We start from the raw sequence: 25907 nt of genomic DNA on the forward strand, positions 1-25907 counted from the left end.
TGTTTTTAAAACCACCCACAGTCCGCGGGGCCCCCCCACGCCCGCCCCGCAACCCCCGGAAACACGGCCCCTTCAAACTGGTTAACCCCCCCCTCCCTCACACCCCGGCCCCCCCCTGTGGGGGGGCCCGGACAAAGCAAACCTCCGTACGCTCAAAGAGAGCGACCGGCCAGACAAGGAAGCGGACCGACCGATGTTGCGATTCCTGCTCACGCGCATAGCGTCGGCGATCCCGGTCCTCGCCATTCTGAGCCTGGTCACCTTCGCCATCATCCAGGCGCCGCCGGGCGACTATGCCGACTACATCCGCTCGCAGTTGATCAATCAGGGCGGGGCCTCATTCGCCGAGGCCGACGCGCAGGCCAAGGCCTATCGGATAGAACACGGTCTCGATAAGCCGCTGCCCGTCCAGTATTTCAACTGGATCGGCGGCATCATCACCCGCGGCGATTTCGGCTACAGCCTCTATTACAACAAGCCGGTGGCCGATGTGGTGGGCGAGCGGCTGCCGCGCACGCTGTTGCTGGCGCTGGTGTGCCATCTGCTGGCCTCGGTCCTCGGTATCACCTTCGGCATATGGGCGGCGACCAGGCAGTACAGCTGGATCGACAGTACGCTGTCAGCGATTTCCTTCCTCGGCATGACGGTGCCGCGCTTCCTGATGGCGCTGATCATCGTCTATCTGCTGGTCTTCCAGTTCAACGTTTCCGAGATCGGCAGCTTCTTTTCGCCGCAATTTGGCGGGGCGCCGTGGTCCTGGGCGAAGTTCGTCGATCTCGTCCGGCATGTCTGGCCGGTTGTCGCCATCGCCACCTTCGGCGGGCTCGCCTACAACATGCGGGTGATGCGCGGCAATCTGCTCGACACGCTGAACGCGCAATATGTCGAAACCGCTCGCGCCAAGGGCCTTAGCGGCGGTGCGGTCGTGATGCGCCATGCGGTGCCCAATGCGCTGCATCCGCTGGTCATGTATCAGGGCGTCGTGCTGCCCTATATGCTGACCGGCGAGATCGAGACCGCGATCATCTTTGCCCTGCCGACCGTCGGCCCGGCGATCGTTGGCTCGATGGCGGTCGGCGACGTCTATGTCACGGCGACATTCATGATGGTGCTGTCGGCGACGCTGATCGTCGGCAACATCATCGCCGACATGCTGCTCGTCATGCTCGATCCGCGTGTGCGCCAATATGCAGGGTCCTGAGATGCTTGCTTTCGAGCCCTCGCTGCCGCCACTTGCCGAGGAGCCGGCCAAGATCAAGCCGCGCGGCAATGAGAGTTACATCGCACTCGTCTGGCGCCGCCTGAAACGGTCCTGGACCGGCATGACCGGGCTCATCCTGGTCTCGTTTCTGGTGCTGCTGGCGGTGTTTGCCGACTTCTTCGCACCGATGGATCCCAAGGTGACCGATGTCGGCTTCGCCCCGCCGCAGATGATGAGCTTCCATGACAAGGACGGCAACTTCGTCTTCCAGCCACGCGTCTATGCCCTGGCGGATTCGGAAGACCTCGACCCGGTCACCTTCCAACCCGTCGTCGGGCCGGATTACGACCGTCCGCGGCTGCTCGGCTTCTTCGTCAAGGGAGCGGAGTACAGACTGCTCGGCCTGCTTCCCGCGAACCGGCACTTCTTCGGCTCGACCGACGGCCAGCCGGTGCACTTCCTTGGCACCGACAAATTCGGTCGCGATGTGCTGGCTCGTGCGATCTATGGTTCGCGCATCTCGTTGATGATCGCATTGACCGTGGTCTTCATCGTCACCGTGATCGGCACGACGGTCGGCATGGTGTCGGGCTATTTCGGCGGCACATTCGACGTCTGGGTCCAGCGCTTCGTCGAACTGGTGCTCGCGTTTCCGCAATTGCCGCTTTATCTGGCGCTGACCTCGCTGGTTCCGGTGACGGCGCCGACGAATGTCTTCCTGGCCTTCGTGATCGTTGTCATGTCGGCACTCGGCTGGGCGCAGATGTCGCGCGAAGTGCGCGGCAAGACCCTGGCACTGGCGCGGATTGATTACGTTCGTGCGGCGATGGCGGTCGGCGCCACAGATGGCCGGATCATCATGCAACACATTTTTCCAAACGTGATGAGCCACGTGATCGTTGCGGTCACGTTGGCAATCCCCAGCGTGGTTCTGCTCGAATCCTTCCTCGGTTTTCTCGGCTTCGCGGTGAAGCCGCCGCTGATCTCCTGGGGCCTGATGCTGCAAGACACCGCGACGTATTCGGTCATCGGCACCTATCCCTGGATCCTCTCACCGGTCGGCTTCGTGCTTGTCACCGTCTTCGCGTTCAACGCGCTTGGCGATGGACTGCGCGATGCGGTCGATCCTTATTGAGCATGAGATGATGCAACACGCGCTCGTCAAATCCTTCGCACCGCCTGTCCGGCTCGACCATGACGGCCGTTCGGAAAACCCGGTCATTGATGCCCGCAACATCGCCGTCGATTTCAAGGTCGAACACGGCATGATCGAAGCCGTCAAGGACATCTCCTTCCAGCTCTATCGCGGCGAGACGATCGCCATTGTCGGCGAGTCGGGATCGGGCAAGTCGGTGACGGCGCGCACCGTCATGGGACTGTTGTCGAAGCGCGCAGTCGTGTCGCCGAAATCGACTGTCGAATACAACGGGGCCAACATCCTGAAATTTTCCGAGCGTGCGCGGCGCAAACTGCGCGGCGACCGCATCTCGATGATCTTTCAGGAGCCGATGAGTTCGCTTAACCCGATCTACACGATCGGAAGCCAGATCGTCGAGGCAATACGGGTGCATCGCAAGATGAGCCGCAGGCAGGCCGAAGCAAGAGCGCTCGAGCTGCTGCAGCAGGTACAGATTCCTGAGCCCCAGGCGCGGCTGAAACAATACCCGCACCAGCTTTCCGGCGGCCAACGCCAGCGTGTGATGATCGCCATGGCGCTGGCCAACGATCCCGATGTGCTGATCGCCGATGAGCCGACGACGGCGCTCGACGTCACGGTTCAGGCGCAGATCCTCAATCTCATCCGAAACCTGCAGAAGAAACTGCGCATGGCGGTGATCCTGATCACGCATGACCTGACCGTGGTGCGGCAGTTCTCCGACTATGTCTACGTCATGCAGCATGGGGAGATGCGCGAGCACAATGTGACGGAGAAGCTGTTCGCCAATCCGCAGCATCCCTACACCTGTCACCTGCTTGCCTCCGAGCCGCGCGGCCAGGCAAATCCGTTGCCGGAAGGCGCCGACGTTATTCTTGAAGCTAGGAATGTGCGCGTCTCCTTCATGCTGCGGCATGGCACGTTCATGAGGCCGGACCTGCGCGAACTCGTTGCCGTCGACAGCCTCAGCCTGACCCTTCGACGGCACGAGACGCTGGGTCTCGTTGGCGAATCCGGATCGGGCAAGACCACCTTCGGCGAGGCGTTGCTCAGGCTCAACACCACCGAAAGCGGCGAGGTCTATTTCGATGGCCAGCCGATCCATGGCTGCTCGCGGGCGCAGATGCGGCCGTTGCGGTCGCGCATGCAGGTCGTCTTCCAGGATCCGTTCTCGTCGCTCAACCCGCGCATGACGATCGGCCAGATCATCGAGGAAGGGCTGGTCGTCAACCGCATGGGCGCCACCAGGAACGATCGGATCGAGCGGGTGCGCGAGGCGCTGATCAGCGCCGGCATGCCCGGCGATATCCTCTCGCGCTTCCCGCACGAGTTTTCCGGCGGCCAGCGCCAGCGTATTGCGATTGCCCGCGCCGTCGCGCTCGAACCGGAATTCATCGTACTCGACGAGCCAACATCGGCGCTGGATCTCTCGGTCCAGGCGCAGATCATCGAATTGCTGCGCAAGCTGCAGCGCGAACGGGGCCTGAGCTACATCTTCATCTCGCACGACCTCAAGGTCGTGCGGGCGCTGTGCCACCGCGTCATCGTCATGCAGCACGGCAAGATCGTCGAAGAGGGGCCGGTCGACGAAGTCCTGTCCCATCCCAAGACCGCTTACACCGAACGGCTGGTCAAAGCCGCTTTCGAGGTAGCCTAATTGCTTATGCCGGAGGTTGTTGTGGCAAGAAATCCCAAGGTCGCTTTCATCGGAGCTGGCTCGACGGTGTTCATGAGGAACATCGTCGGCGACATATTGCAGCGTCCGGCTTTATCCGGCTCGACGATCGCGCTGATGGACATCAATCCGCAACGGCTCGAGGAAAGCGCAATCGTCGTCGGCAAGCTGATCTCGACGCTTGGCGTAAAGGCCAAAGCCGAAACCTATTCGGACCAGCGCAAGGCGCTGGCGGGCGCCGATTTCGTCGTCGTCGCCTTCCAGATCGGCGGCTACGAGCCCTGCACGGTAACCGATTTCGAAGTTCCGAAGAAATACGGGCTGCGCCAGACCATCGCCGATACGCTCGGTGTTGGCGGCATCATGCGAGGCTTGAGAACCGTGCCGCATCTCTGGAAGATCTGCGAGGACATGCTCGCGGTCTGCCCGCAGGCGATCATGCTGCAATATGTCAACCCGATGGCGATCAACACCTGGGCGATCGCGGAGAAATACCCCGACATCAAGCAGGTCGGCCTCTGCCATTCGGTGCAAGGTACGGCGATGGAACTGGCGCATGATCTCGATATTCCCTACGAGGAGATTCGCTACCGCTCGGCCGGCATCAATCACATGGCCTTCTACCTGAAGTTCGAGCATCGCCAGCCGGACGGCTCCTACCGCAATCTCTATCCGGATCTGCTGCGCGCCTACAGCGAAGGGCGGGCGCCGAAGCCGGGATGGAATCCGCGCTGCCCGAACAAGGTGCGCTACGAGATGCTGAAGCGCCTCGGTTACTTCGTCACCGAGAGCTCCGAACATTTCGCGGAATACACGCCCTATTTCATCAAGGACGGGCGCGAGGATCTGATCGAGAAATTCGGTATCCCGCTCGACGAATACCCGAAGCGCTGCATCGAGCAGATCGAACGCTGGAAGGGGCAAGCGGAAGCCTATCGCTCGGCTGACAAGATCGAAGTGGAGCAGTCGAAGGAATATGCGTCCTCGATCATGAACTCGGTCTGGACCGGCGAGCCGTCGGTGATCTACGGCAACGTCCGCAACAATGGCTGCATCACGTCATTGCCGTATAATTGCGCGGCCGAGGTGCCATGCCTCGTCGATGCCTCCGGCATTCAACCCACGTTCATTGGCGACCTGCCGGTGCAGCTCACCGCGCTGATCCGCACCAATATCAACGTCCAGGAGCTGACGGTCCAGGCGCTGATGACCGAGAACCGCGAGCACATCTATCACGCGGCGATGATGGACCCGCACACGGCGGCCGAGCTCGACCTCGACCAGATATGGTCGCTGGTCGATGATTTGCTGGTTGCGCATGGCGATTGGCTGCCGGCCTGGGCGCGTGGAGCGCGCAGCGTTCGAGCGGCCTAAGGCGCAGGGCTGTCTATTTCACTCGCCTATGCCGACCATAGGGCCGGCTTTGAAAGCGGAGCGGCGTTGCCGGCAGATGTTTCGAAATCAAAGAGCTTCTGCGTCACGAGTGCAGCCGCCCCTCTTGCCCAGGAATTGTCCTCCCAGTCCAGCAGCATTGGTGGTGCCGCGCGAAAGGTATTTTTCCCAAGCGTCAGCCGCATTGGGCCAAACAGCGCATCGCCAAACGACACGGCTTCACCACCGACGACAATGACCTCCGGGTCGGTGATGTTGACAAGATTGGCGAGATGCCGGCCGATGCCATGTCCCGCTTCCTCGAGAATGGCGACGGCTCGCGGTTCGCGGTCTGCCAAGGCTGCCATAAGGCTGACTTTGCTATCCGTTTCGTTGTGCCCCGTGGCTTCGCGCCAGGTGCGCAGGATCGCCGGCTCGGCGTAATAGGCCATCAAGCAGCCGCGCTTTCCGCACTCGCAAAGGCGGCCGTTCTCCTCATATGAGGTGTGGCCGAACTTGCCGGCGGCACCGTTCGCGCCGCGATAGAGTTTGCCATCGAAGACGAGCGCGCAGCCGATTCCGACGCCGATCGCCAGCACAGCCATATTGCGGTGCTGGCGTCCCAGGCCGAAGAGTTGCTGGGCAATGGCATAGGCATTGGTGTCGTCCTCAAGCCACACGGGGACGTCTACCAGTTCGGCCAGCATCGGGCCAAGGGGAACGTTGTCCCAGTTGTAGCGATTGCTGCGGATACACACAGCCTTCTGGTTGTCTATGACGCCAGGCATTGAAATGCCGATCCCGGCAAGCTTGGCAGCGGGCCGATCGACAATGGAAATCAGCCCCGGTACCGCCTTGGCCAAGGTCGCTATGATGTGGTCGGGATCGCTGTCCGAGAGCTTGACGCGCAGAGAGCCCAGCGGATTGGTCGCAAGATCGGTGACCACGCATTCGACCGATCCGACCATCAGCTTGAAACCTATGGCAAGGCCGTTGGCATAGTTGATATCCACCGGGATAGGGCGGCGCCCAGCCGAGCCCACGACTGTCTTGCCTTCGATCAGCAGGCCATCCTCGATGAGGTCGGCCACGACGAAGGTGACCGCTGCCGGACTAAGGCCGGTAACTGACGCTATGTCGGCCCGGCTGCGCGCTCCTTCCTGCCGCAAGAGATTGAGGATCAGTCTGCGGTTCATCGCCCGAGTCGTGCTCGGGTCACCCTTGAGCTTCACGGATCCGCTTTCTTAATTTTGTAAATTAATTATTGCCTCTCGAGAAAACATATGCATAAGTTTGCCCGACTGTTCAACACCCGAACCGGGGGTCAGCGAAATTAATCCGGTTAGCAATGTCACCGCGCTCTGAAGGAGCGGGCAAGCATATTCCCTTGCCCGGGAGGTGAGCCGTGCCGTTGAGAAGAACAACCGCGCCGGCCGGTGTGCCAGTAGAGAATTGACAACACGGGAGGAGTAACAATGACGTTCAAGTGGATTGAAAAGCCGTCGACGCGGCGCAATTTCCTGAAGGGAGCTGGGGGCATTTCTGCTGGAGCCCTCGCGGGCTTCCCGATGCCGGCACTCAGCCAGTCGAGCGAAGTCACCATCATTTCAGACGAAAACAATGCCGATGCCCTGCGGATCTTGCGGCGCATCGCGGCCGACTTCGAGAAGCAGTCCGGCACCAAGGTTGTGATCAACAATATGGATCACGAGGCCCACAAGACCGCGATCCGCAACTACCTTGTCGCCGGCGCGCCGGATGTCTGCTTCTGGTTCTCCGGAAACCGCATGCGCGCCTTCGTCACCCGCGGCCTGTTCGACGACATTTCGGATCTGTTCGAGAAGGAAAAGTACAAGGACGTGCTGGGTGCCACGACCGGTGCCGTCACTGTCGACGGCAAGCAGTATGGCCTGCCGACTGGCGGCACGATGTGGGGCATGTTCTATCGCAAGGACGTCTTTGCCGAGCACGGACTGACGGTGCCGGCGACCTGGGACGAATTCCTTGCTTACGGCCAGAAGTCCAAGGCTGCCGGCCTTATTCCCGTCAGCATCGGCACCAAGGAACTCTGGCCGGCGGCCGGATGGTTCGACCAGATGAACCTGCGGATCAACGGTCTCGACAAGCACTTTGCCTTGATGAACGGCAAGATGGCTTACACCGACCCGGCGCTGACGCCCGTTTTCGACCACTGGGAAGAGCTGATCAAGCAGGGTTTCTTCACACCGGATCAGACGTCGTTCGGCTGGCAGGAGGCCGGCGCCTTCCTCGCCCAGAAGAAGGCCGGCATGATGAACCTCGGTGCCTTCGTGAAAGCTACTTTCCCTGAGCAGGATCTCGAGCAGCTGACATTCGCCCCTTTCCCGAAGATTGACGGCGCCCTCGACCGCTACGAAGAATTCTCGGTCAATTCGGTCCACATCCCGGCCAACGCCAAGAACAAGGCGGGTGCCCGCGAGTTCCTTGCGTTCTTCTACCAGCCGGAAAATTTCGGCCCCTATCTGGAACCCGGCGGCAACGTTCCGCCGCGCAACGACCTTCCGGCCAGCAAGGACCCGCTGGTCAACGCGGCTGTGGAAAGCCTGAAGACGGTGGCCGGCACGTCGCAATATTACGACCGTGACACCGATCCCGACATGGCCCAGGCGGGTTTGGTCGGCTTCCAGGAATTCATGGCCAAGCCGGAGCGCCGGGATGCCATTCTTCAGCGTCTCGAGGGAACCCGTCGCCGGATCTTCAAGATCTAGCGCCTCCCAGCGGAGGGGAGCGGGGTTCGTGCTCTGCTCCCCGATGCTTTCCGTGAATGAGGTCCCCCAAAATGACGAAGCTTTGGCGCCGCCATCGCTGGTGGCTGACACCGACACTTCTGATCCTGCCAGCCGCTGTGCTGTTTTCCGTCGTCATTCTGGCCTCGGCGGTCGAGAGCCTATGGATCAGCCTGCACGAATGGGACGGCTTCAGCCCGATGGTCTGGATCGGCCTCGGCAACTACCGCGAACTGTTCGCCGACCCGCAGTTCTATGTTTCGCTGAAGAACAATCTGATCTGGTTGGTGATGTTCATGCTGGCGCCGCCGCTCGGCCTCGCCATCGCGCTGCTCGTCAACCAGAAAATCCGCGGCATGCGCCTGCTCAAATCGCTGTTCTTCATTCCGCTGGTGCTGGCTTCGGTTGCCGTCGGCGTTGTCTTCACCTGGGTCTATACGCCGGAATTCGGACTTCTCGCCCTGATCTTCCGCACCTTCGGCGCGACCGCCCCGGCAGTGCTGTCGGATGAAAACTTCGTCACCTTCGCCGTCGTGATCGCAGCGTTGTGGCCGCAGATCGCCTTCTGCATGGTGCTCTATCTCGCCGGCCTCAACAATCTCAGCGAGGACCTGATCGGCGCCGGGCGGGTCGACGGCGCCAGGGGCTGGAACATGCTGCGCCACATCGTGTTGCCGCAGCTGACGCAGGTCACCTTTATCGCCATCGCCGTCACTGTTGTCGGCGCACTGCGTTCCTTCGACATGGTCTCGGTGATGACCAGCGGCGGCCCCTTCGGTTCGTCCGAGGTGCTTGCCTATCAGATGTTCGAGCAGTCCATATTTTCCTACCGCTTCGGCTATGGCGCGGCCATTGCCTCGGTGCTGTTCGTGATCATGGCGGTCTTCATCGCCTGGTACCTGACGCGGATGATCCGCGCCGATGAAAGAGGCGGCTGATGTTTCCCCGCCCGATTCCCGAGACTGCTATTTGGCAGCGTGGCCTCTATGTCGTGCTGGTGGTCGGCATCCTGATTGTCTGGCTGGCGCCGCTCTTTGCCATCATCCTTACCTCGTTCCGCTCTACGCAGGATGTCATGGGCGGCAATCTGTGGGGCTGGCCGACCCAATTCGGCCTGGTCGACAACTACACGGCGGTCTTCACCCAGACGCCGATGGCCCGCTACTTCCTCAACAGCCTGACGATCACAATCCCCTCGGTGATGGGCGTTCTCATCTTGAGCACGCTCGCCGGGTTCGTGCTCGCCCGTTACCGGTTTCGCGGCAATATGCTCGTCTTCGCCCTGTTCGTCGGCGGAAACTTCCTGCCGCACCAAATCATGATGATCCCGGTGCGCGATCTCATGGTGCGGCTCAACCTCTACGACACGATGGCGGCCCTGATCATCTTCCATATCGCCTTCCAGACCGGGTTTGCGACACTGTTCATGCGGAACTTCATCGCCGCCTTGCCGGGAGAACTGTTTCAGGCCGCCAGGGCCGAGGGCGCGACGCCGTTTCAGACATTGGTACATGTCGTGGTCCCATTGGTGCGGCCGGCTCTCGCGGCGCTGGCCATCCTGCTCTTCACCTTTATCTGGAACGATTATTTCTGGGCGGTCGTGCTGACCATCAGCGATACCGTCAAACCGGTAACCGCCGGCCTCGCCAACCTGCGCGGCGAATGGGTCTCGGCCTGGAACCTGATCTCGGCTGGCACCATCGTCGTGGCTTTGCCGCCGGTTGCCATGTTCTTCCTAATGCAGAAGCACTTCATCACCGGCCTCACCATGGGAGCGGTCAAGGGATGAGCGACCATGACTTCAAGGCGTCGCCCACCCGATCCGAAACTGATTTCGCAAGCAGGGCTCCATGACCAGTCTTGAACTCCGGCAGATACAAAAGAATTATGGCAGCTACCACGCGCTGCGCGGCATCGATCTCAGCGTCGAACAGGGCGAGTTCATTGTCACCGTCGGGCCGTCCGGCTGTGGCAAGTCAACGCTGTTGAAGATCATCGCCGGGCTTGAAACCGTCTCGACCGGTAAGATTTTGATCAACGGCCGTGATCTCACCACCACCGAGCCGGGTGAGCGCGGCATTGCCATGGTCTTCCAGTCCTATGCGCTTTACCCGCATATGACCGTCGCCGAGAACATGGGTTTCGGCCTGCGCATGGCGCATCGCCCCAAGGCCGAGATCGATGCCGCCGTGCTGCGAGCCGCCAAGATCCTTCGCATTACCGACCAGCTCGACAAGCGGCCGAAACAGCTTTCCGGCGGCCAGCGTCAGCGTGTGGCCATCGGCCGTGCCATAACCCGCTCGCCCGACGTGTTCCTGTTCGACGAACCGCTATCCAACCTTGACGCAGCGCTGCGCACGCAGATGCGCGTCGAGCTTTCCGATCTGCACGCCAGGCTCGGCGCCACCATGGTCTATGTCACGCACGACCAGACCGAGGCGATGACAATGGCGAGCCGTATCGTCGTGCTCAATCGCGGCTCGGTCGAGCAGGTGGGCGCTCCGCTCGAACTCTATCGCAATCCGGCCAACCTTTTCGTCGCGGGCTTCCTCGGCGCACCCCGGATGAATTTTTTCGAAGTGACCGTCGCCGCTGCCTCCGGCGGCGCCGCCACGCTGTCGACCGCCGGTCTTTCTCCTTTGACTGTCGAACTGACGGAAGCGGCATCCGTACAGGTCGGCGATAGGGTGACGATGGGGATTCGGCCGGAGAGCATCAGCTTGGCCGCGGAAGGGACAGCGAGTTTTGCAGGACGGGTGCGGCTGGTCGAGCATCTCGGCCGCGAGACCATCCTCTATGCCGACGCCGGCCCGCTGCAATGCGTCAGTTCTGAAAGCGGCAGCGGCAACGTCACCGTCCAGATCGGCCATGCGAGCGCCGTCGCTGCCGATGCGACCGTCGGCTTCAAGGTCGAGCCGCGTGACGTCTATCTCTTTTCCTCTGTCGATGAGCGGACAATCAGTGCCCGCAAACCCACCATCACCGACTGATCTGCAGGAGTATCCTTCGTGAACAAGACTTCAAGAGGCCGCGCCCTGTCGGTCTGGCGCACGATCCAGACCGACCGCTTTCTGGTCGGCGCGCCGCATTACCCCGAGCATGTGGACGAGAGTTACTGGGACAATGACGCCAGGCGCATGGCCGAGGCCGGCTTCAACGTCGCCCGCCTCGGCGAATTCGCCTGGCACATTTTCGAACCGCGTGAAGGCACCTTCGATTTCGACCTGTTCGACCGGGCAATCGAGGGCCTCGCGCGTCACGGCGTCAACACGATCCTGTGCACGCCGACCGCCACCCCGCCGCGCTGGCTGACCGCAAAGCATCCGGAAATCCTGCGGCTTGATGGAAATGGCCGGTCGATGGGCCACGGCTCGCGCCAGTATGCCGACACCAGCAGCCCGGTGTTTCGCGACTATAGCCGCAGGATCACCAACGCGATGGCGGACCACTACCGCGACAACGCAAATGTCATTGGCTGGCAGACCGACAACGAACTCAACACCAGCATGCCGGAATCCTATTCGCCGTCGGCATTGAAGGAATTCCAGGCTTACCTCCAGGAAACCTACCAGACGATAGACAGGCTGAACTTCGCCTGGGGTGGCGATTTCTGGGCGACGGCTTACGGCGATTTCCGCGAAATTGTCTTCCCGCTGGATTTTTCCCCGTCCTTTCCCGGTCCCGGTCACCTCCAGGACTACCACCGTTTTCTCGCCTTTTCGACAGCACGGTTCCAGCACGACCAGGTCGAGATCCTGAGAAAAGCGAATGCCAGTTGGTTCATCTTCCACAATCTCGGCGGATTGCGTGACATCGACTTTCGCGGCCAATTCTCCACCGATCTCGACTTCGTCGGCTACGACATCTATCCGTTCCTCTATGACGAGTTCTTTCGCCTCGGCAATCACGCCAAGATCCAGGCGCTGCATCTCGACATCTGCAGGGGATTTTCCGGCAACTACATAGTGCCGGAACAACAGTCGGGTTTTGGCGCCCAGCCGGGCTTCTGCACGCTGACGCCGGAGCCAGGCGAAATGCGACGCATGGCGATGTCGTCGGTTGCGCGTGGCGCCGATGGGATCATGTTCTTCCGCTGGCGTCCCGCACATTTCGGCGCCGAGATATACTGGATGGGCATCATAGACCATGATGATGTCGCTCGCCGCCGCTATGACGAAGCCAGGCAGTTCGCCACCGAGATGACGGCGCTTAAAGACAAGATCCTGGGCACCCATGTGCGGATGGATGTCGGCATCGCCGGCTCGGACTTCGACAATCAGGAAGCCCACAAGACCTTCCCCATCGGCCTGCCAAGTCCGCAGGATGATGCAATCTTGCTGCATCAGTATTGCTATGACCGCGGCATCGCCTGCGGCTTCATCCACCCGCAAGACGATCTGTCGAAGCTCAAGGTGTTCTACGTGCCGCATTGGGTGATCTGGAAGGACAGCTGGACCGAGCGGCTGCAAGTCTTTGCCGAAAATGGCGGTACCGTCATCATCGGCGCGCGCACTGGAACCCGCGACGAAAACAACCACGTCATCCGCGAGACAGCGCCGGGCCGGTCGCTGTCGAAGTTGACCGGCGTTCGCGTCGAGGATTTCGGGCGGCTGGCGGCACCTGGGGCCAATGGCCTGTTCAATACGATGTCGCGCTCCGGCGGGCTCGTCATTCCTCCCGACAGACCGGCCGAATCCAGCCGCCGTATCCGTCGTTTTACCGTCGGAAACCACGAGTTCGATGCCGGTTATTTCTATGAGAACCTCGCAGTCGAACCGGAAGTCGAAATTGTAGGGGTTTGGTCGAACCGCTACGCGGCAGGAACGCCTGCAATTACCTCCCGCGCCGTCGGCAAGGGCCGTGTGCTCTATGTCGGCACTTATCTAACCCCGGAGCTGACAGCTCAACTCGCTAAGCGCACTTTCGTGGATGCGAATGTGGAGCCTCTGGTTCCGGATCTGCCGGACGGCGTCGAGGTCACGATGCGCGAGAATGACGAACGCCGGCTGCTGTTCGTGCAAAACATCAAAGACACGCCCGTTGCCGTAACCGGCGTTCCCTTCGGCAGCAACCTGCTCGATAGCCAAGGACCTGTCTCCGGAGTGTTGACGCTGGACGGCTATGGCTGCGCTGTCCTCGAATTGATCTGAGCATTGTCGCGGACGTTAGCGATACGAAACCTGAGCACTCTTTGATCCTGGAATTCGACCGGCATCGGCAGCACGCCGGCATCGATCCATATCGAACCGGCGCTTTGACGTGCGCAAGGAACGGCCGGCGAACTGCTGTTGCTCCCATTCAACGACGGCAGTTACACTACCGGCGCGACCATCGGAGCCGATGGCGGCATCTCGTTTCATCCTTGTGAGCGCCATGAATTTCGACATTTCCGTCCGAACCGAGGCCTTCCGCAGCCGGATCGCCGATTTCGTCGAGCGCGAAATCCTGCCGCTCGAGGCTGACAAGGCTTGCTATGACGGCCATGGCAATATTGCGCTGCCGCTGCTTGAAACGCTGCGCGGCAAGGCGAAAGCAGCCGGCCTGTGGTGCCTGCAGCTCAAACCCGAGACCGGCGGGGCCGGCCTTTCCAAGGTGGATATGGCCGTCTGCTATGAAGAGATGAACCGCTCGATCTTCGGTCCGGTCGTGTTCAATTCCGCGGCCCCCGACGATGGCAATATGATGATGCTGGAACGGTTGGGAACGCCTGAGCAGAAGCAAAGATGGCTGAAACCGATCGTCGAGGGCAAGGTGCGCTCGGCCTTTGCAATGACGGAACCGCACCCGGGCGGCGGCTCCGACCCGTCGATGATCATGACCAGAGCCGAACGGCGTGGCGACAGATATGTCGTCACAGGCCGCAAATGGTTCATCACCGGCGCGCAAGAGGCGAGCCACTTCATTCTCATTGCGCGCACTTCGGACGATCCGCGTCACGGCCTTTCGGCCTTGCTGTTCCACAAGGACCAGCCGGGCTGGCGGATCGTGCGGCGCATCGAAATCATGGGACCGGAAGAACATGGCGGCCATTGCGAGCTGGAGTTCGACGGCCTGGAAGTCCCGGTCGAGGACGTGCTTGCCGGCGAAGGCAGCGGCCACCGGGTTACCCAGGTCCGGCTCGGTCCGGCGCGGCTCACCCATTGCATGCGCTGGCTCGGTCTTGCCAAGCGCTGCATCGAGATCGCGCGCGCCTATGCCGCCGAGCGTAGCGGTTTCGGGCAGCTTTTGGCCGACCGTGAGAGTATCCAGCTGATGCTCGGCGACCTTGCCATGCGCATCGAGATCGGGCGGCTGCTGGTGATGAAGGCGGCCTGGGAGCTCGATCGCGGCGGCTTTGCCCGCAAGGAGGTCTCCATGGCCAAGATCCAGGTCGCCAACGTGCTGCATGACGCCGCCGACGTGGCGATCCAGATCAACGGCGCCCGCGGCTATTCGAAAGACACTGTACTCGAATGGATTTACCGCTACGCCCGCCAGGCTCGCCTGGTCGACGGCGCCGACGAGGTCCACAAGATGGTGCTCAACCGCTTTCTCAACGAGGAAGGTGCGGGCTTCTGGCGCTGGCATGTCGAAGCCGGCAGACAAGACGAAACAGGTCGCGGCGGGAACCGCTGAGCTGGCAATGAGGATAGATTTCGATCCAGTACGCCTGGAGGATTTTCTGAGAGCGCATTTTGGCGATGGCCAAATGTCGCTTGAGCGGATCGTCGGCGGCCAATCCAACCCGACCTATTTCGTCGACTATGGCGGCCGCCGCATGATTCTGCGCAAGAAACCTCCGGGACCGATCCTGCGCGGCGCTCATGCGGTCGATCGCGAGTACCGGGTGATCGAGGCGTTAGCATCGACAAAGGTGCCGGTGCCGCGGCCGGTGCTCTATCACGACGGCGACGAGCCGCTCGGCACGCCGTTCTATCTGATGCAGCGGCTCGACGGCCGGGTGTTCCACGATGGCGCGTTGCCGAGACTGACGCCAGACGAGCGGCGCGGCATCTATTTCGGCATGGCCGAGGCGCTGGCAAAGCTGCACGCCGTCCGGCCGGAAGAGGTTGGGCTCGGCGACTATGGCCGTCCCGGGAACTATTTTGAGCGACAGATCGCGCGCTGGACCAGACAGTTGCGGGAATCGCCGAGCGAGCGCATTGCCGCGCTCGAAGCCGTCGCCGAATGGCTGCCGCGACATCTTCCGCCAGATGACGGCCACGTTTCGATCGCGCATGGCGATTTCCGTCTCGGCAATCTCATCTTCCATCCTGAGCGGCCCGAGGTGATCGGCATACTCGACTGGGAGTTATCGACCCTCGGCCATCCGCTTGCCGATGTCGGCTTCTGCTCGATACCCTGGCATTCCTCATCGGACGAATATGGCGGCGTCCTCGGCCTCGATCAGGCAGCCCTCGGGATTCCGACACAGCGCGAATTCCTCGATCATTACTTCGCCCGCGCCGTGCCGACGGCGCCGTTGCAGCGGTTCCATCTGGTGTTTGCCATGTTCCGCTTTGCCGTGATCTTCGTCGGCATCGCCGACCGCGTGCTGGCCGGCAGCGCGGTTGCGGCCGATGCGGCGGATGTGGCACCGCTGGCCGGCTGTTTTGCTGCACGTGCCATGGAAGTCATCGACGGCGCGCGGCCCTGGTGACGCGAGGCTGGCAGTCGGCTGAGCGAGTTGCAGCGATACGCGTTCAGTTCATGCGAACTTCCGGTTCGGCAAGCAGTGGAATCTCCAGGCCACGCCGCAAGCCGGTCGCCACGACCGACACCCTGAATTTTCCGGCGAGTGCCTTGTCGAAGATGGCGCCGACGATGATGTCGGCATCGTTGTCGACCTCCTCGCGGATGCGGGTAGCGGCTTCGTCGACCTCGAACAGCGTCATGTCCATGCCGCCCGATATCGAGACAAGGACTCCCTTGGCGCCCATCATCGAAGCTTCGTCGAGCAGCGGGTTGGCGATTGCCGCTTCCGCTGCCTTCTTGGCGCGGCCTTCTCCGGCGGCTTCGCCGGTTCCCATCATGGCGCGGCCCATGTCGCGCATCACCGACTTCACATCGGCGAAGTCGAGATTGATCAGGCCTTCCTTGACGATCAGATCGGTGATGCAGCCGACACCCGCATAGAGGACCCGGTCGGCCATGGCAAAGGCGTCGGCGAACGTGGTTCTGGCGTCGGCGATCCTGAACAGATTCTGGTTGGGAATGACGATGACGGTATCGGCGCTTTCGCGCAGGCGCTCGATGCCCTCATCGGCAGCGTACATGCGGCGCCTGCCTTCGAAGACGAATGGCTTGGTGACGACGGCAACGGTCAGTATTCCGGCTGCCCGCGCTGCCTGTGCTATAACAGGCGCGGCACCAGTGCCGGTTCCGCCTCCCATGCCGGCGGTCACAAAGCACATGTGCGTTCCAGCAAGGTGATCCATGATCTCGTCGATGGATTCCACGGCCGCGGCACGGCCGACCTCGGGCAGGGACCCGGCGCCGAGACCTTCGGTGATATGAGCGCCCAACTGGATCAGCCTCGTTGCCTTCGACATGGCAAGGGCCTGGGCATCGGTGTTGGCGACGATGAATTCCGCGCCCTGCAGGCCTTCGGCGATCATGTTGTTGACGGCGTTGCCGCCACCGCCGCCGACCCCAACGACGGTGATCTTGGGCCTCATCTCCGAGATTACCGGCCTCGTCGCGGTGTTCATTGCCGTTCTCCCTGGATACGCCGAGTGGTCGCTGAAAGCTTGTCCCGGGCGCACTGCGAAAACTTTGAACCGGGCAGTGCGAATCAGGACAGCCCAGATTGCAGGGAATCAGAGCGCGGAGCGGGCTGCAAGTGCGCGATGTGCCTCATAGGCGACTTGCGTCCGAAAGTTCACGCAATGCGCCTTGATACAGTGCAGATCGCGGCGCGGGGCGCCGCACGCTACAACTTCAGCGCGAGGCACTGCGCGACATGGTCGGCAATTGTCAGGCAGGAGGTCAGGCCCGGGCTTTCGATGCCGAACAGGTTGACCAGGCTATCCACGCCGTGCACCGCCACGTCCTGGACGCCGAAGTCGGCATTCGCCTCACCGGGACCGGACAGTTTTGGCCGGATGCCGCTGTAAGCGGGCTGCAGGCTGTCATCGGCCAGGGCCGGCCAGTATTTGCGGATCTCGCTGTAGAAGCGCTCGCCACGAGCCGGGTCGACGCGATAGTCGAGTTGATCGGTCCATTCGACGTCCGGCCCGAAGCGGGCGACGCCATCAAGGTCGAGCGTCAGATGAACACCGAGCCCGCCGGGTTCGGGCACCGGATAGACCAATCGCGAGAACGGCGCCCGGCCGGCCACCGAAAAATAATTGCCCTTGGCATAATTGAGCTTTGGCACGAATTGCTGATCGAGCCCTTCAAGCGAACCGGCAAGTGCTGCGGCGCCAAGCCCGGCGGCATTGACGAAACGCGGAGTGGCGATCTCGAAGCGCTCGCCGCCGGCAGCGTCCACCGTCTCGAGCACGACGCGGCCTGCTTCGATGCGGCCGGAGGCGATGCGCGTGTTGAGACTAAGTGCCGCCCCGTGCTCCTCGGCGTCGCCCAACAGGGCGAGCATCAGGGCATGGCTGTCGATGATGCCGGTGCCGGGCGACAGCAGCGCCGCCGTACACTTAAGGCTGGGCTCCAGCGCATGCGCCTCGGCTTCGCTCAAAGGCACCAGGTCGCCGGCGCCGCAAGCGCGTGCATTGGCCCGGATTGAGGCGAGCACCGGCTCCTGTTCGGCACTTGTGGCAACGATGAGCTTGCCGCAGCGTGCGTGTGGGACCGCCCGCTCCTCGCAATAGCGATAGAGTCTTTCCCGGCCGGCCACGCAGAACCGGGCTTTCAGCGATCCAACCGGATAGTGGAGGCCGGCATGGATGACCTCGGAATTGCGCGAACTTGTCCCGGTGCCGATAGCGCTCTCGGCTTCCAGGACCAGCGTATCGATTCCGCGCTGCGCCATCTCTCGCGCGATCGCCAGGCCAACAACGCCGGCGCCGGCGACAATGCAGTCGACATGGTCCACGGTTAGGTCAAGCCGAAGTTCTGCATGCGTCCATCCATCCGCTGGCCCTGTCGAAAGCGCTTGACACTATACCGTTCGAGAAAGATGCATCAAACGGCATAACGCAAGGGGACCTGTTGAAGCCGGACCGGCGGCAGGACTGTTCCGCGTGCAGCACAGGAGCCGTCATGGACGCACGACCGAATTCACCCGAAGCCCGCGACATAAGCTTTCACATGCATGGCTACACGAATGCGCGCAAGCATCAGGAGTCGGGGCCGCTCGTCATCGAGAAGGGCGACGGCATCTATGTCGAGGACCTTGCCGGCAACCGCTATGTCGAGGCGATGGCGGGGCTCTGGAGCGTCGCGGTCGGTTTTTCGGAGAAGCGGCTGGTCGATGCGGCAGTACGGCAAATGTCGAAGCTGCCTTACTATCACGATTTCGGCTCCAAATCGCATTCGCCGCTGATCGATCTTGCCGAGAGACTGGTGCAGATGGCGCCGGTGCCGATGAGCAAGGCGTATTTCACCAATTCCGGCTCCGAGGCCAACGATACGGCCATGAAGATGATCTGGTACCGGTCGAATGCGCTCGGCCAGCCGGCGCGCAAGAAGATCATCAGCCGCAAGAAGGGCTATCACGGCGTCACCATCGCCTCGGCAAGCCTGACCGGACTGCCCAACAACCACACTTCGTTCGATCTGCCGATCGCCAATGTGCTGCACACCTCGACGCCGCACCATTGGCGCGAGGCGCTGCCGGGTGAAAGCGAAGAGCTGTTTTCGAGCCGGCTCGCCGACGAGCTGGAAAAGCTGATCCTCGCCGAAGGACCGGAAACCATCGCCGCCTTTTTCGGCGAACCGATCATGGGCGCCGGCGGCGTCATCGTTCCGCCGGCCGGCTACTGGGAGAAGATACAGGCGGTGCTATCGAGATACGACATCCTGCTCATCGCCGACGAGGTGATCTGCGGCTTTGGCCGAACAGGTGAGATGTTCGGCTCGCAGACCTTCGGCATCAGGCCCGACATCATGGTGCTGTCGAAGCAGATCTCTTCATCCTACCTGCCGATCTCGGCCCTGCTGATCAATGACAAGGTATTCGAGCCGATCGCCGACGAAAGCAACCGTATCGGCACCTTCGGCCACGGCTTCACCGGCGGCGGCCATCCTGTTGCGGCAGCGGTCGCGCTCGAGAACCTGAAGCTGATCGAAGAGCGCGACCTTGTCGGCAATGCGCGTGCGGTCGGCGCGCATATGCAGAAGCGGCTGCGCACGCTCGCTTCGCACCCGCTTGTCGGCGAGGTGCGCGGCATCGGCCTGATTTCGGCGGTCGAACTGGTCGGCGACAAGGCGAACAAGGCGCCGTGGGGCACGGTTGGTGCCTTGGGCGGAATCGTCAACGGCTTCATGCAGCAGAATGGCGTCATCTCGCGCAATATGGGCGATGCGCTGGCTTTCTGCCCGCCGCTGATCATCACCGAGCCGCAGGTCGACCAGGTGATCGACGCGTTTGAACGGTCGCTCGAGGCTGCCGCCAAGCAGGTCCGATCGCCGAGCTGAATAGGCAAAGTCGATTTTGAAACCTGAAAACAAAAACGCCTCGGCGACGGCTGGCAGAAGGTTACCCTCCACACCCGTTGCTGCCGTTTAGTCTCCGTGCTTTGTTTTCGCAGATGAGCCGCTGAATCCTTCCAGTTCCTCGCCGATTCCTGAAAGTGCGTTGACGATCGTCGCCTCGACGTCGCCACGCTGTTTCTGGGGAATCAAGCCAAGTCCTTTTTGTATCGCTTCACGCCAATGTTTCCCCCTGTCCCACGCTTCCGAAAACGCGATGGCGAGATCGTCCTGGCGACGGGTAGCTTCCAGTGCCTCGACCAGAAGTGCTGCCTGGTGGACATCCTTTTCCCGCTTGCCCACGCCGTTTGCGTTGTTCTGTCGGCGCGAGGCAACGATCAGCTTGTGAACCGCATATCGTCCGGGCGACGGTACCACGACAGGCACTCCCGATCGATGCAGCAGCACAGTTCTGATTGGTTCGTGGATCAGGAAATCGAGAAACCGAAGAGGCTGCGCGGATGCACCGCCCAAAGGCGGCATCGAGGTTGCATGATCGGCGTAGTCATCGCTGCCCGTGTTCGGTGTAAGGAACTCGACCTTGTATCGGACTGCGTTCTCGAATTGCGTCGCGTGTCCGGGATCTGATCTGTAAGGGATTTCCCTGAAGGTTGGGTCGATCTCCCTCAAGATTTCGAGGATGGGCGGCAGGCTGTCCTCGACCGCGGCCGACACGGAATGGAATAGGGCGAAGTCTGCATCGCCCGTCTGCAACGCTGCACCGGGCAGCTTTACGCCCAGATAGCCCGCGTAGGACTGAAAGGCGACTGTGCCGACCAGGACGCCGCGTAAGCGGAAGATGCCAGCCTTCCCCAGCGCCTCGACGACATCCCCGGTGAACCTTTCGGGTTCTGTCAGCCCTGCCTCGCGCACGAGCGTGGATACCAGCTTCCTGCGGGCGCGGAGGTCGTCCTTGATCTGACGGAAGGATTCAACGCGTTTTGCAATCTCGGGATCGCTGTCAGGCCCGACATACCGTCGCGTCTTCGTCGGCTGCGTTTCCTCGAAATACCAGTATACCTTGCCCTTGACGGGCACCTTGACGAGATTGCCCGTCGTAGGGAAATCCGTTTCGAAGACTGCGTCCAAGGATCGCTGGACGAGTTCCGCATACATCGTGCGGTAAACGAGGTCGACCGTCTTCATGTCAGGCGGCTCCGGTTATAAGAAAAATGCGGTTCTCTTATAGCGGCATGACCTCAAGGGACGCAAGCGGGAGTTATAAGAAAATCGCGAAAACCTATAACACCGCAGGAGAGGGTCAGGAATCCTTGTTGCCGGCGTGCAGCCAAATCAGAATGGGTTTTGCTCATTCAGATAAACAAAGCCATCACGAAAACGCTGCTTGGATGTGGCGCTCGACCTCACCGCGTCCGCGAACGGCCCGAGCCTGTCATAGGCGTTTTTGGTCGACGCGCTATTTTGGCGACGCATCCGGCACGACGACCAGCTTGCCAACGAAATCCTTGGCGATGAAATCGGCCTGGGCGCGATGGAAATCGGACAGCTTGTAGACGCCGCCGACCAGCGGCCGGATCTTCTTGTCCTCGATGTAGCGCACGATGCGGCGGAAATCCGCGCGTGTGCCCTGGCTTGAGCCATGCAGTTGCAGCTGTTTCAGGTACATGGTGCGCAGATCGAGCTGCACGACCGGGCCGGCAATCGCGCCGGCCGTGGTATAGCGGCCTTCCGGCCTCAAGATGCGCAGGAGGTCGTTGAAGATCGCGCCGCCGACCAGGTCGGCGACCACATCGATTGGCCGCCCGCCGGTCGCCTCGTTCACGGCTGCCGGCAGGTCGGCCACGCCACGGGTGATCACCGCCTCGGCGCCGATGTCACGCACGGCCTGTTCCTTGCCCTTGCCGGCAACCGCATAGGGAATGGCGCCGCGTGCCCGCGCCAACTGCACGATGCCGGAGCCGACGCCGCCCGAGGCGCCGGTGACCAGCACGCGCTCACCGGCCTTCAATGCTGCGCGTTCCAGCATCTGTTCGCCGGTGAGATAGGCGCAGCAGAAAGTGGCGAGCTCGACATCGCTGAGATCGGTATCGACGACATGGGCATTCTCTGCCGGCACCGCCTGATATTCGGCATAGCCGCCGTCGCGGCCGTGGCCCATATAGTCGATGTCGGCGAGTGAATCGTCGTCGCGATTGTAGATGGAGAAATCGACCATCACCCGCTCGCCGATGCGGGTCGGCGACACGCCGTCGCCGACGGCAATGATGTTGCCGACCGTGTCGGTGCCCTGGATGCGCGGGAAGCTCAGCGTATTGCCCCGACGACGCCAGGTCGACACAGCGGCGGCATCCTCCTCCGTTCCATAGGCGCCCTGGCGCACCCAGACGTCGGTGTTGTTCATGCCGCAAGCGGTGACCTTGACCAGCACCTCGCCCCGGGCGGGCGAGGGCACTTTCACGTCGGTGCGGTAGACGAGCTTTTCCGGTCCGCCGTGCCCGATCAGTTGCACGGCGGCCATGGTGGCGGGGAGGGTCTTGGTCATGGCATTCATGTCGGCTCTTCAGATATTTGCAAACACGCTCTTCACCGCGTCGGCCGTCCTCGACACGACGATATCGGCCTCTTGCCGCGTCAGGCAGAGCGGCGGCGCGAAACCGAGAATGTCGCCCTGCGGCATGGCCCGGCCGATGACGCCGCTTGCCGCAAGGGTAGTCGCGACCTGCGGCCCGATTTTATGCGAGGCGTCGAAGAATACGCGATCGTTCTTGTCGGCGACGAACTCGATCGCCGCCAGCATGCCGTCGCCGCGCACCTCGCCGACGTTTTTGTGGCCGCCGACGGCTTTCGTCAGCTCGGCGCGGAAATAGGCGCCGGTCTCGCCGGCGTTCCGCACCAGGTCCATCTCGTCGATCAGTTCCAGGTTGGCGACGCCGGCGGCGACGCAGATCGGATGCGCCGAATAGGTCCAGCCATGACCGAGCGAGCCGAGCTTGTCTGAACCCTGCACCAGCACCTGCCAGACCTTGTCTGACACGATGACGCCCGACAGCGGCGCATAGGCCGAGGTCAGGCCCTTGGCGATCGTGATCAGGTCGGGCTTGATGCCGTAGTGGTCGGAGCCGAACATGGTGCCCAGCCGGCCGAAGCCGGTGACGACCTCGTCGGCAACCAGAAGCACGTCGTATTTCTTCAGCACCGCCTGGATCTTCTCCCAGTAGCCGGCCGGCGGCGGCACGATGCCGCCGGTGCCGAGGATAGGCTCACCGATGAACGCGGCGACCGTCTCCGGCCCTTCGGCGAGAATCATCTCCTCGAGCTTGTCGGCACAGTGTTGCGAAAACTGCTCCTCGCTCAGCGAGCGGTCGGCACGGCGGAAGTAGTAGGGCGCCTCGGTGTGCAGGACCGGCGCACGCGGCAGGTCGAAGGCGTTGTGGAACAGGTCGAGGCCGGTCAGCGATCCGGTCATGATGCCGGAGCCGTGATAACCGCGCCAGCGCGAGATGATCTTCTTCTTCTCCGGCCGGCCGAGCACGTTGTTGTAGTACCAGATCAGCTTGATGTTGGTTTCGTTGGCGTCGGAACCGGAGAGCCCGAAATAGACCCTCGACATGCCCTGCGGCGCGCGGTCGATGATCATCTTGGCAAGCGTGATCGACGCCTCGGTGCCGTGCCCGACATAGGCGTGATAATAGGCGAGGTTCTTGGCCTGTGCGGCGATGGCGTCGGCGATCTTCTGACGGCCATAGCCGACATTGACGCAATAGAGGCCGGCGAAAGCATCGATGCTCTTGCGCCCGTTATTGTCCCAGATGGTGACGCCTTCGCCGCCGGCGATGACGCGGGTCGGCGATTCACCCCGTGCATGCGTGCCCATATGGGTCGAGGGATGGAAGAAGTGATCGCGGTCCCAGGCGGCGAGTTCGTTTGACTGGTCGAGCATCTTTTTACTCCTGAGGAAAAAGTGTCGGGCGCGGCTTACGCTACGTCGAGGCAGAGATATTTGAGATCGGTAAAGGCTTCGAGCCCGTGACGCGAGCCCTCCCGGCCGATGCCGGACTGCTTGACGCCGCCGAACGGGATCGGCGCGCCGGTGATCCTGACGCGATTGATGGCGACCATGCCATAGTCGAGCGCGCGGCCCATGCGCAATTGCCGGCCGCCGTTTTCAGTGACGACATAGGCGACCAGGCCGTACTCGGTGGCATTGGCGCGGGCGGCGACTTCCTCTTCGCTGTCGAAGGGCGTCACGGCCGCAACCGGACCGAAGGTCTCCTCGCGCATGATCAGGGCGTCGTCGTCAACATCGGCCAGCAGCGTCGGCTGGTAGAACAGCGGCCCGGCAGGATGGCGCTTGCCGCCGGTCAGGCAACGCGCGCCTTTGGCGAGCGCATCGGCCACCTGCTCCTCGACCTTCTTGACGGCGCGTTCGTGCATCAAGGGTCCGATTTCGATGTCGTCAGCGAGGCCATTGCCGGTCCGCAATGCCTCGACGCGTTTGGCGAAAGCAGCGCAGAACCGATCGTAGAGCGGACGCTGGACATAGATGCGGTTGGCGGCGAGGCAGTCCTGGCCGGAGGTGGCAAATTTGGCGTCGACGGCTATTCTCACCGCCTTGTCGAGATCGGCGTCGGCAAAGACGATCAGCGGCGCATGCCCGCCAAGTTCCATCACCAGACGCTTCATCGTCGGCGCACTCTGCGCGGCGATCAACCTGCCGACCTCGGTCGAGCCGGTGAAGCTCATGGCGCGAACGCGCGGGTCTTCGCACATCCGCCCGACGATGGTCGAAGCCCTGCCGGTGAGGACGTTGAACACGCCAGCCGGCAGGCCGGCACGTTCGCCAAGCTCGGCCAGCGCCAGTGCCGACAGCGGCGTTTCCGAGGAAGGATGCGCGACGATGGTGCAGCCGGCGGCAAGGGCGGCAGCCGCCTTGCGGGTCAGCATGGCCGCTGGAAAATTCCACGGCGTGACGACGCCGACGACACCGAGCGGTTCGCGTCGCACCACCATCTCGGCATTTGGCAAATGGCTGGTGACGCTTTCGGCGTTGAGACGTTTGGCCTCCTCGGCATACCACTCGACAAAAGAGGCGGCGTAGTCGATCTCGCCGCGCGATTCCTTCAGCGGCTTGCCTTGTTCGAGCGTCATCAGCAGGGCCAGGTCATTTTTGGCGGCGACGATCAGATCGAACCATTTTCGCAAGATTTTCGACCGTTCCTGCGGCAGCAATGCGCGCCAGGCAGGAAAGGCGCGCGATGCCGCATCGATCGCCAATGTCGTCTGCCGGGCATCGAGCGCGGCAACGAAAGCGACGGTGGATCCGGTGGCCGGATCGGTCACCTCGAAACTCTCCGCGGTCTCGCTCGCCGTCCAGTGGCCAGCGACATAGGCGAGTTCGCGCAGCAGCCGTCGGTCGGCGAGGCGGTCAAGTGCTTCATGGCGCTGCGAGCGGGCAAAATGTGCGGACATCATCGGGCTCCCGGTTCGGGTGATGCCGCAAGACTATCTCTGCCGCGCAAACAGAGAGGCTGTTTGCGTGCCTGCACGTAGAGAGATTGTCTCTATTGCACCGAGCGGGCAGACGATCTCTCCGATATCAGGAAGATGTCGGCAACAGGTCCGCCACCGGCAGCACACTCTCCTCCTTCACCGTCTTGGTGACGATATATGTGAAATAGCGGTCGATGCCGATCTCCCGCTCGAGCAGAGTGTCGACCAGCCGCTGATAGGCGTCGATGTCGCGCGCCATCACCTTCAGCAGGTAATCGACGCCGCCGCCGACAGACCAGCAGGCGACGATCTCGGGGATGTCGCGGATGACGCGCTCGAAACGGTCGAAATCGGCCTGGCGATGGCTGGCAAGCGTCACCTCCATCAGCACGGTAGCGACCGGCGAGATGGCGCGCATGGCGATCCTGGCATGGTAGCCCGAGACGATGCCGGCCTTTTCCAGCTTGCGCAGCCGCATCCAGCACGGCGTCGGCGACAGGCCGACTTTCTCGGCCAGCGCCAGCTTGGTGATGCGCCCGTCGCGCTGGATGGCGTCGAGTATTTTCAGATCGATCGGATCGAGTTTCGCTGCAGCCATGATCGCCCACTTCCAGTGCCGGACACCATGACGGCGCATTATTTCGATTGTCAATTGCACTG

20 protein-coding genes are annotated in these 25907 nt (G+C 62.1%); 12 read left to right on the forward strand and 8 right to left on the reverse strand.

Translation table 11 applies throughout. From position 1 onward, the window contains the following. Positions 1-193: 193 nt before the first annotated feature. Genes NKH99_RS26625 through NKH99_RS26640 form a run of 4 tightly spaced genes read left to right on the forward strand, consistent with a single transcriptional unit; the run spans position 194 to position 5406 of the window. A complete protein-coding gene (locus NKH99_RS26625; protein ID WP_352452370.1) occupies positions 194-1201 on the forward strand; it encodes an ABC transporter permease in 1008 nt (335 codons plus the stop codon). A 1-nt stretch (position 1202) separates the two neighbouring features. Then, positions 1203-2336: an ABC transporter permease gene (locus tag NKH99_RS26630; protein WP_353016495.1), complete on the forward strand. Its 1134-nt coding sequence runs from the start codon at positions 1203-1205 to the stop codon at positions 2334-2336. 10 nt (positions 2337-2346) lie between these two features. Continuing rightward, a complete protein-coding gene (locus NKH99_RS26635) occupies positions 2347-4014 on the forward strand; it encodes an ABC transporter ATP-binding protein (RefSeq protein ID WP_353016571.1) in 1668 nt (555 codons plus the stop codon). A gap of 21 nt (positions 4015-4035) precedes the next feature. Beyond that, positions 4036-5406: an alpha-glucosidase/alpha-galactosidase gene (locus tag NKH99_RS26640; RefSeq protein WP_031211901.1), complete on the forward strand. Its 1371-nt coding sequence runs from the start codon at positions 4036-4038 to the stop codon at positions 5404-5406. 26 nt (positions 5407-5432) lie between these two features. On the opposite strand, the gene NKH99_RS26645 is transcribed toward NKH99_RS26640, so the two are convergent. Beyond that, entirely contained in the window at positions 5433-6635 is a 1203-nt protein-coding gene (locus NKH99_RS26645) for an ROK family transcriptional regulator (protein ID WP_353016497.1), read from the reverse strand. Between the two features lie 243 nt (positions 6636-6878). On the opposite strand from NKH99_RS26645, the gene NKH99_RS26650 reads away from it, so the two are divergent. The 7 genes from NKH99_RS26650 (at position 6879) to NKH99_RS26680 (ending at position 15807) form a co-directional block, all read left to right on the forward strand. Then, positions 6879-8150, forward strand: coding sequence for an ABC transporter substrate-binding protein (locus NKH99_RS26650; RefSeq protein ID WP_352473206.1), 1272 nt, complete (start codon positions 6879-6881; stop codon positions 8148-8150). A gap of 71 nt (positions 8151-8221) precedes the next feature. Then, positions 8222-9106 (forward strand): carbohydrate ABC transporter permease, encoded by an 885-nt coding sequence (locus NKH99_RS26655; protein ID WP_023677182.1) that lies wholly within the window; start codon positions 8222-8224, stop codon positions 9104-9106. Next, positions 9106-9957 carry a carbohydrate ABC transporter permease gene (locus tag NKH99_RS26660; protein ID WP_352452362.1) on the forward strand — a complete coding sequence of 284 codons (852 nt, stop codon included), beginning with the start codon at positions 9106-9108 and terminating at the stop codon, positions 9955-9957. Before NKH99_RS26655 ends, NKH99_RS26660 begins: the two co-directional genes overlap by 1 nt. 61 nt (positions 9958-10018) lie before the next feature. Continuing rightward, the gene (locus tag NKH99_RS26665; protein WP_353016500.1) at positions 10019-11158 is read left to right on the forward strand and encodes an ABC transporter ATP-binding protein; all 1140 of its coding nucleotides are present in this window, start codon (positions 10019-10021) and stop codon (positions 11156-11158) included. Between the two features lie 18 nt (positions 11159-11176). Beyond that, positions 11177-13318, forward strand: a complete 2142-nt coding sequence (locus NKH99_RS26670; protein WP_353016503.1) for a beta-galactosidase — start codon at positions 11177-11179, stop codon at positions 13316-13318. Between the two features lie 223 nt (positions 13319-13541). Beyond that, entirely contained in the window at positions 13542-14783 is a 1242-nt protein-coding gene (locus NKH99_RS26675) for an acyl-CoA dehydrogenase family protein (RefSeq protein WP_353016505.1), read from the forward strand. A 7-nt stretch (positions 14784-14790) separates the two neighbouring features. Continuing rightward, a complete protein-coding gene (locus tag NKH99_RS26680; RefSeq protein ID WP_353016574.1) occupies positions 14791-15807 on the forward strand; it encodes a phosphotransferase family protein in 1017 nt (338 codons plus the stop codon). Positions 15808-15850: 43 nt separating this feature from the next. Here NKH99_RS26680 and ftsZ read toward each other — a convergent pair whose 3' ends face one another. Both ftsZ and NKH99_RS26690 read right to left on the reverse strand, forming a co-directional pair. Further along, on the reverse strand, positions 15851-16858 hold the full coding sequence (ftsZ, locus tag NKH99_RS26685; protein WP_023677189.1) for a cell division protein FtsZ: 1008 nt from the start codon (positions 16856-16858) through the stop codon (positions 15851-15853). A 221-nt stretch (positions 16859-17079) separates the two neighbouring features. Then, a complete protein-coding gene (locus tag NKH99_RS26690; protein WP_353016507.1) occupies positions 17080-18198 on the reverse strand; it encodes an NAD(P)/FAD-dependent oxidoreductase in 1119 nt (372 codons plus the stop codon). 167 nt (positions 18199-18365) lie between these two features. Here NKH99_RS26690 and NKH99_RS26695 point away from each other — a divergent pair, with 167 nt between their 5' ends. Further along, positions 18366-19742: an aspartate aminotransferase family protein gene (locus NKH99_RS26695; RefSeq protein WP_353016510.1), complete on the forward strand. Its 1377-nt coding sequence runs from the start codon at positions 18366-18368 to the stop codon at positions 19740-19742. An 87-nt stretch (positions 19743-19829) separates the two neighbouring features. Here the strand turns inward: NKH99_RS26695 and NKH99_RS26700 are convergent, their stop codons facing one another. From NKH99_RS26700 to NKH99_RS26720, 5 genes are all read right to left on the reverse strand, one after another. Next, complete coding sequence (locus NKH99_RS26700) at positions 19830-20942, reverse strand: nucleotidyltransferase family protein (RefSeq protein WP_353016513.1); 1113 nt, start codon at positions 20940-20942, stop codon at positions 19830-19832. Between the two features lie 271 nt (positions 20943-21213). Further along, entirely contained in the window at positions 21214-22308 is a 1095-nt protein-coding gene (locus NKH99_RS26705) for an alcohol dehydrogenase family protein (RefSeq protein WP_352501341.1), read from the reverse strand. A gap of 9 nt (positions 22309-22317) precedes the next feature. Next, positions 22318-23697, reverse strand: a complete 1380-nt coding sequence (locus tag NKH99_RS26710) for an aspartate aminotransferase family protein (RefSeq protein WP_352980691.1) — start codon at positions 23695-23697, stop codon at positions 22318-22320. Between the two features lie 35 nt (positions 23698-23732). Then, a complete protein-coding gene (locus NKH99_RS26715) occupies positions 23733-25226 on the reverse strand; it encodes an NAD-dependent succinate-semialdehyde dehydrogenase (RefSeq protein WP_353016517.1) in 1494 nt (497 codons plus the stop codon). A 127-nt stretch (positions 25227-25353) separates the two neighbouring features. Next, on the reverse strand, positions 25354-25845 hold the full coding sequence (locus NKH99_RS26720) for an Lrp/AsnC family transcriptional regulator (RefSeq protein WP_352769476.1): 492 nt from the start codon (positions 25843-25845) through the stop codon (positions 25354-25356). Between the last annotated feature and the right edge of the window lie 62 nt (positions 25846-25907).

Source organism: Mesorhizobium sp. M0854 (assembly GCF_040319815.1).
Taxonomy (GTDB): Bacteria; Pseudomonadota; Alphaproteobacteria; order Rhizobiales; family Rhizobiaceae; genus Mesorhizobium.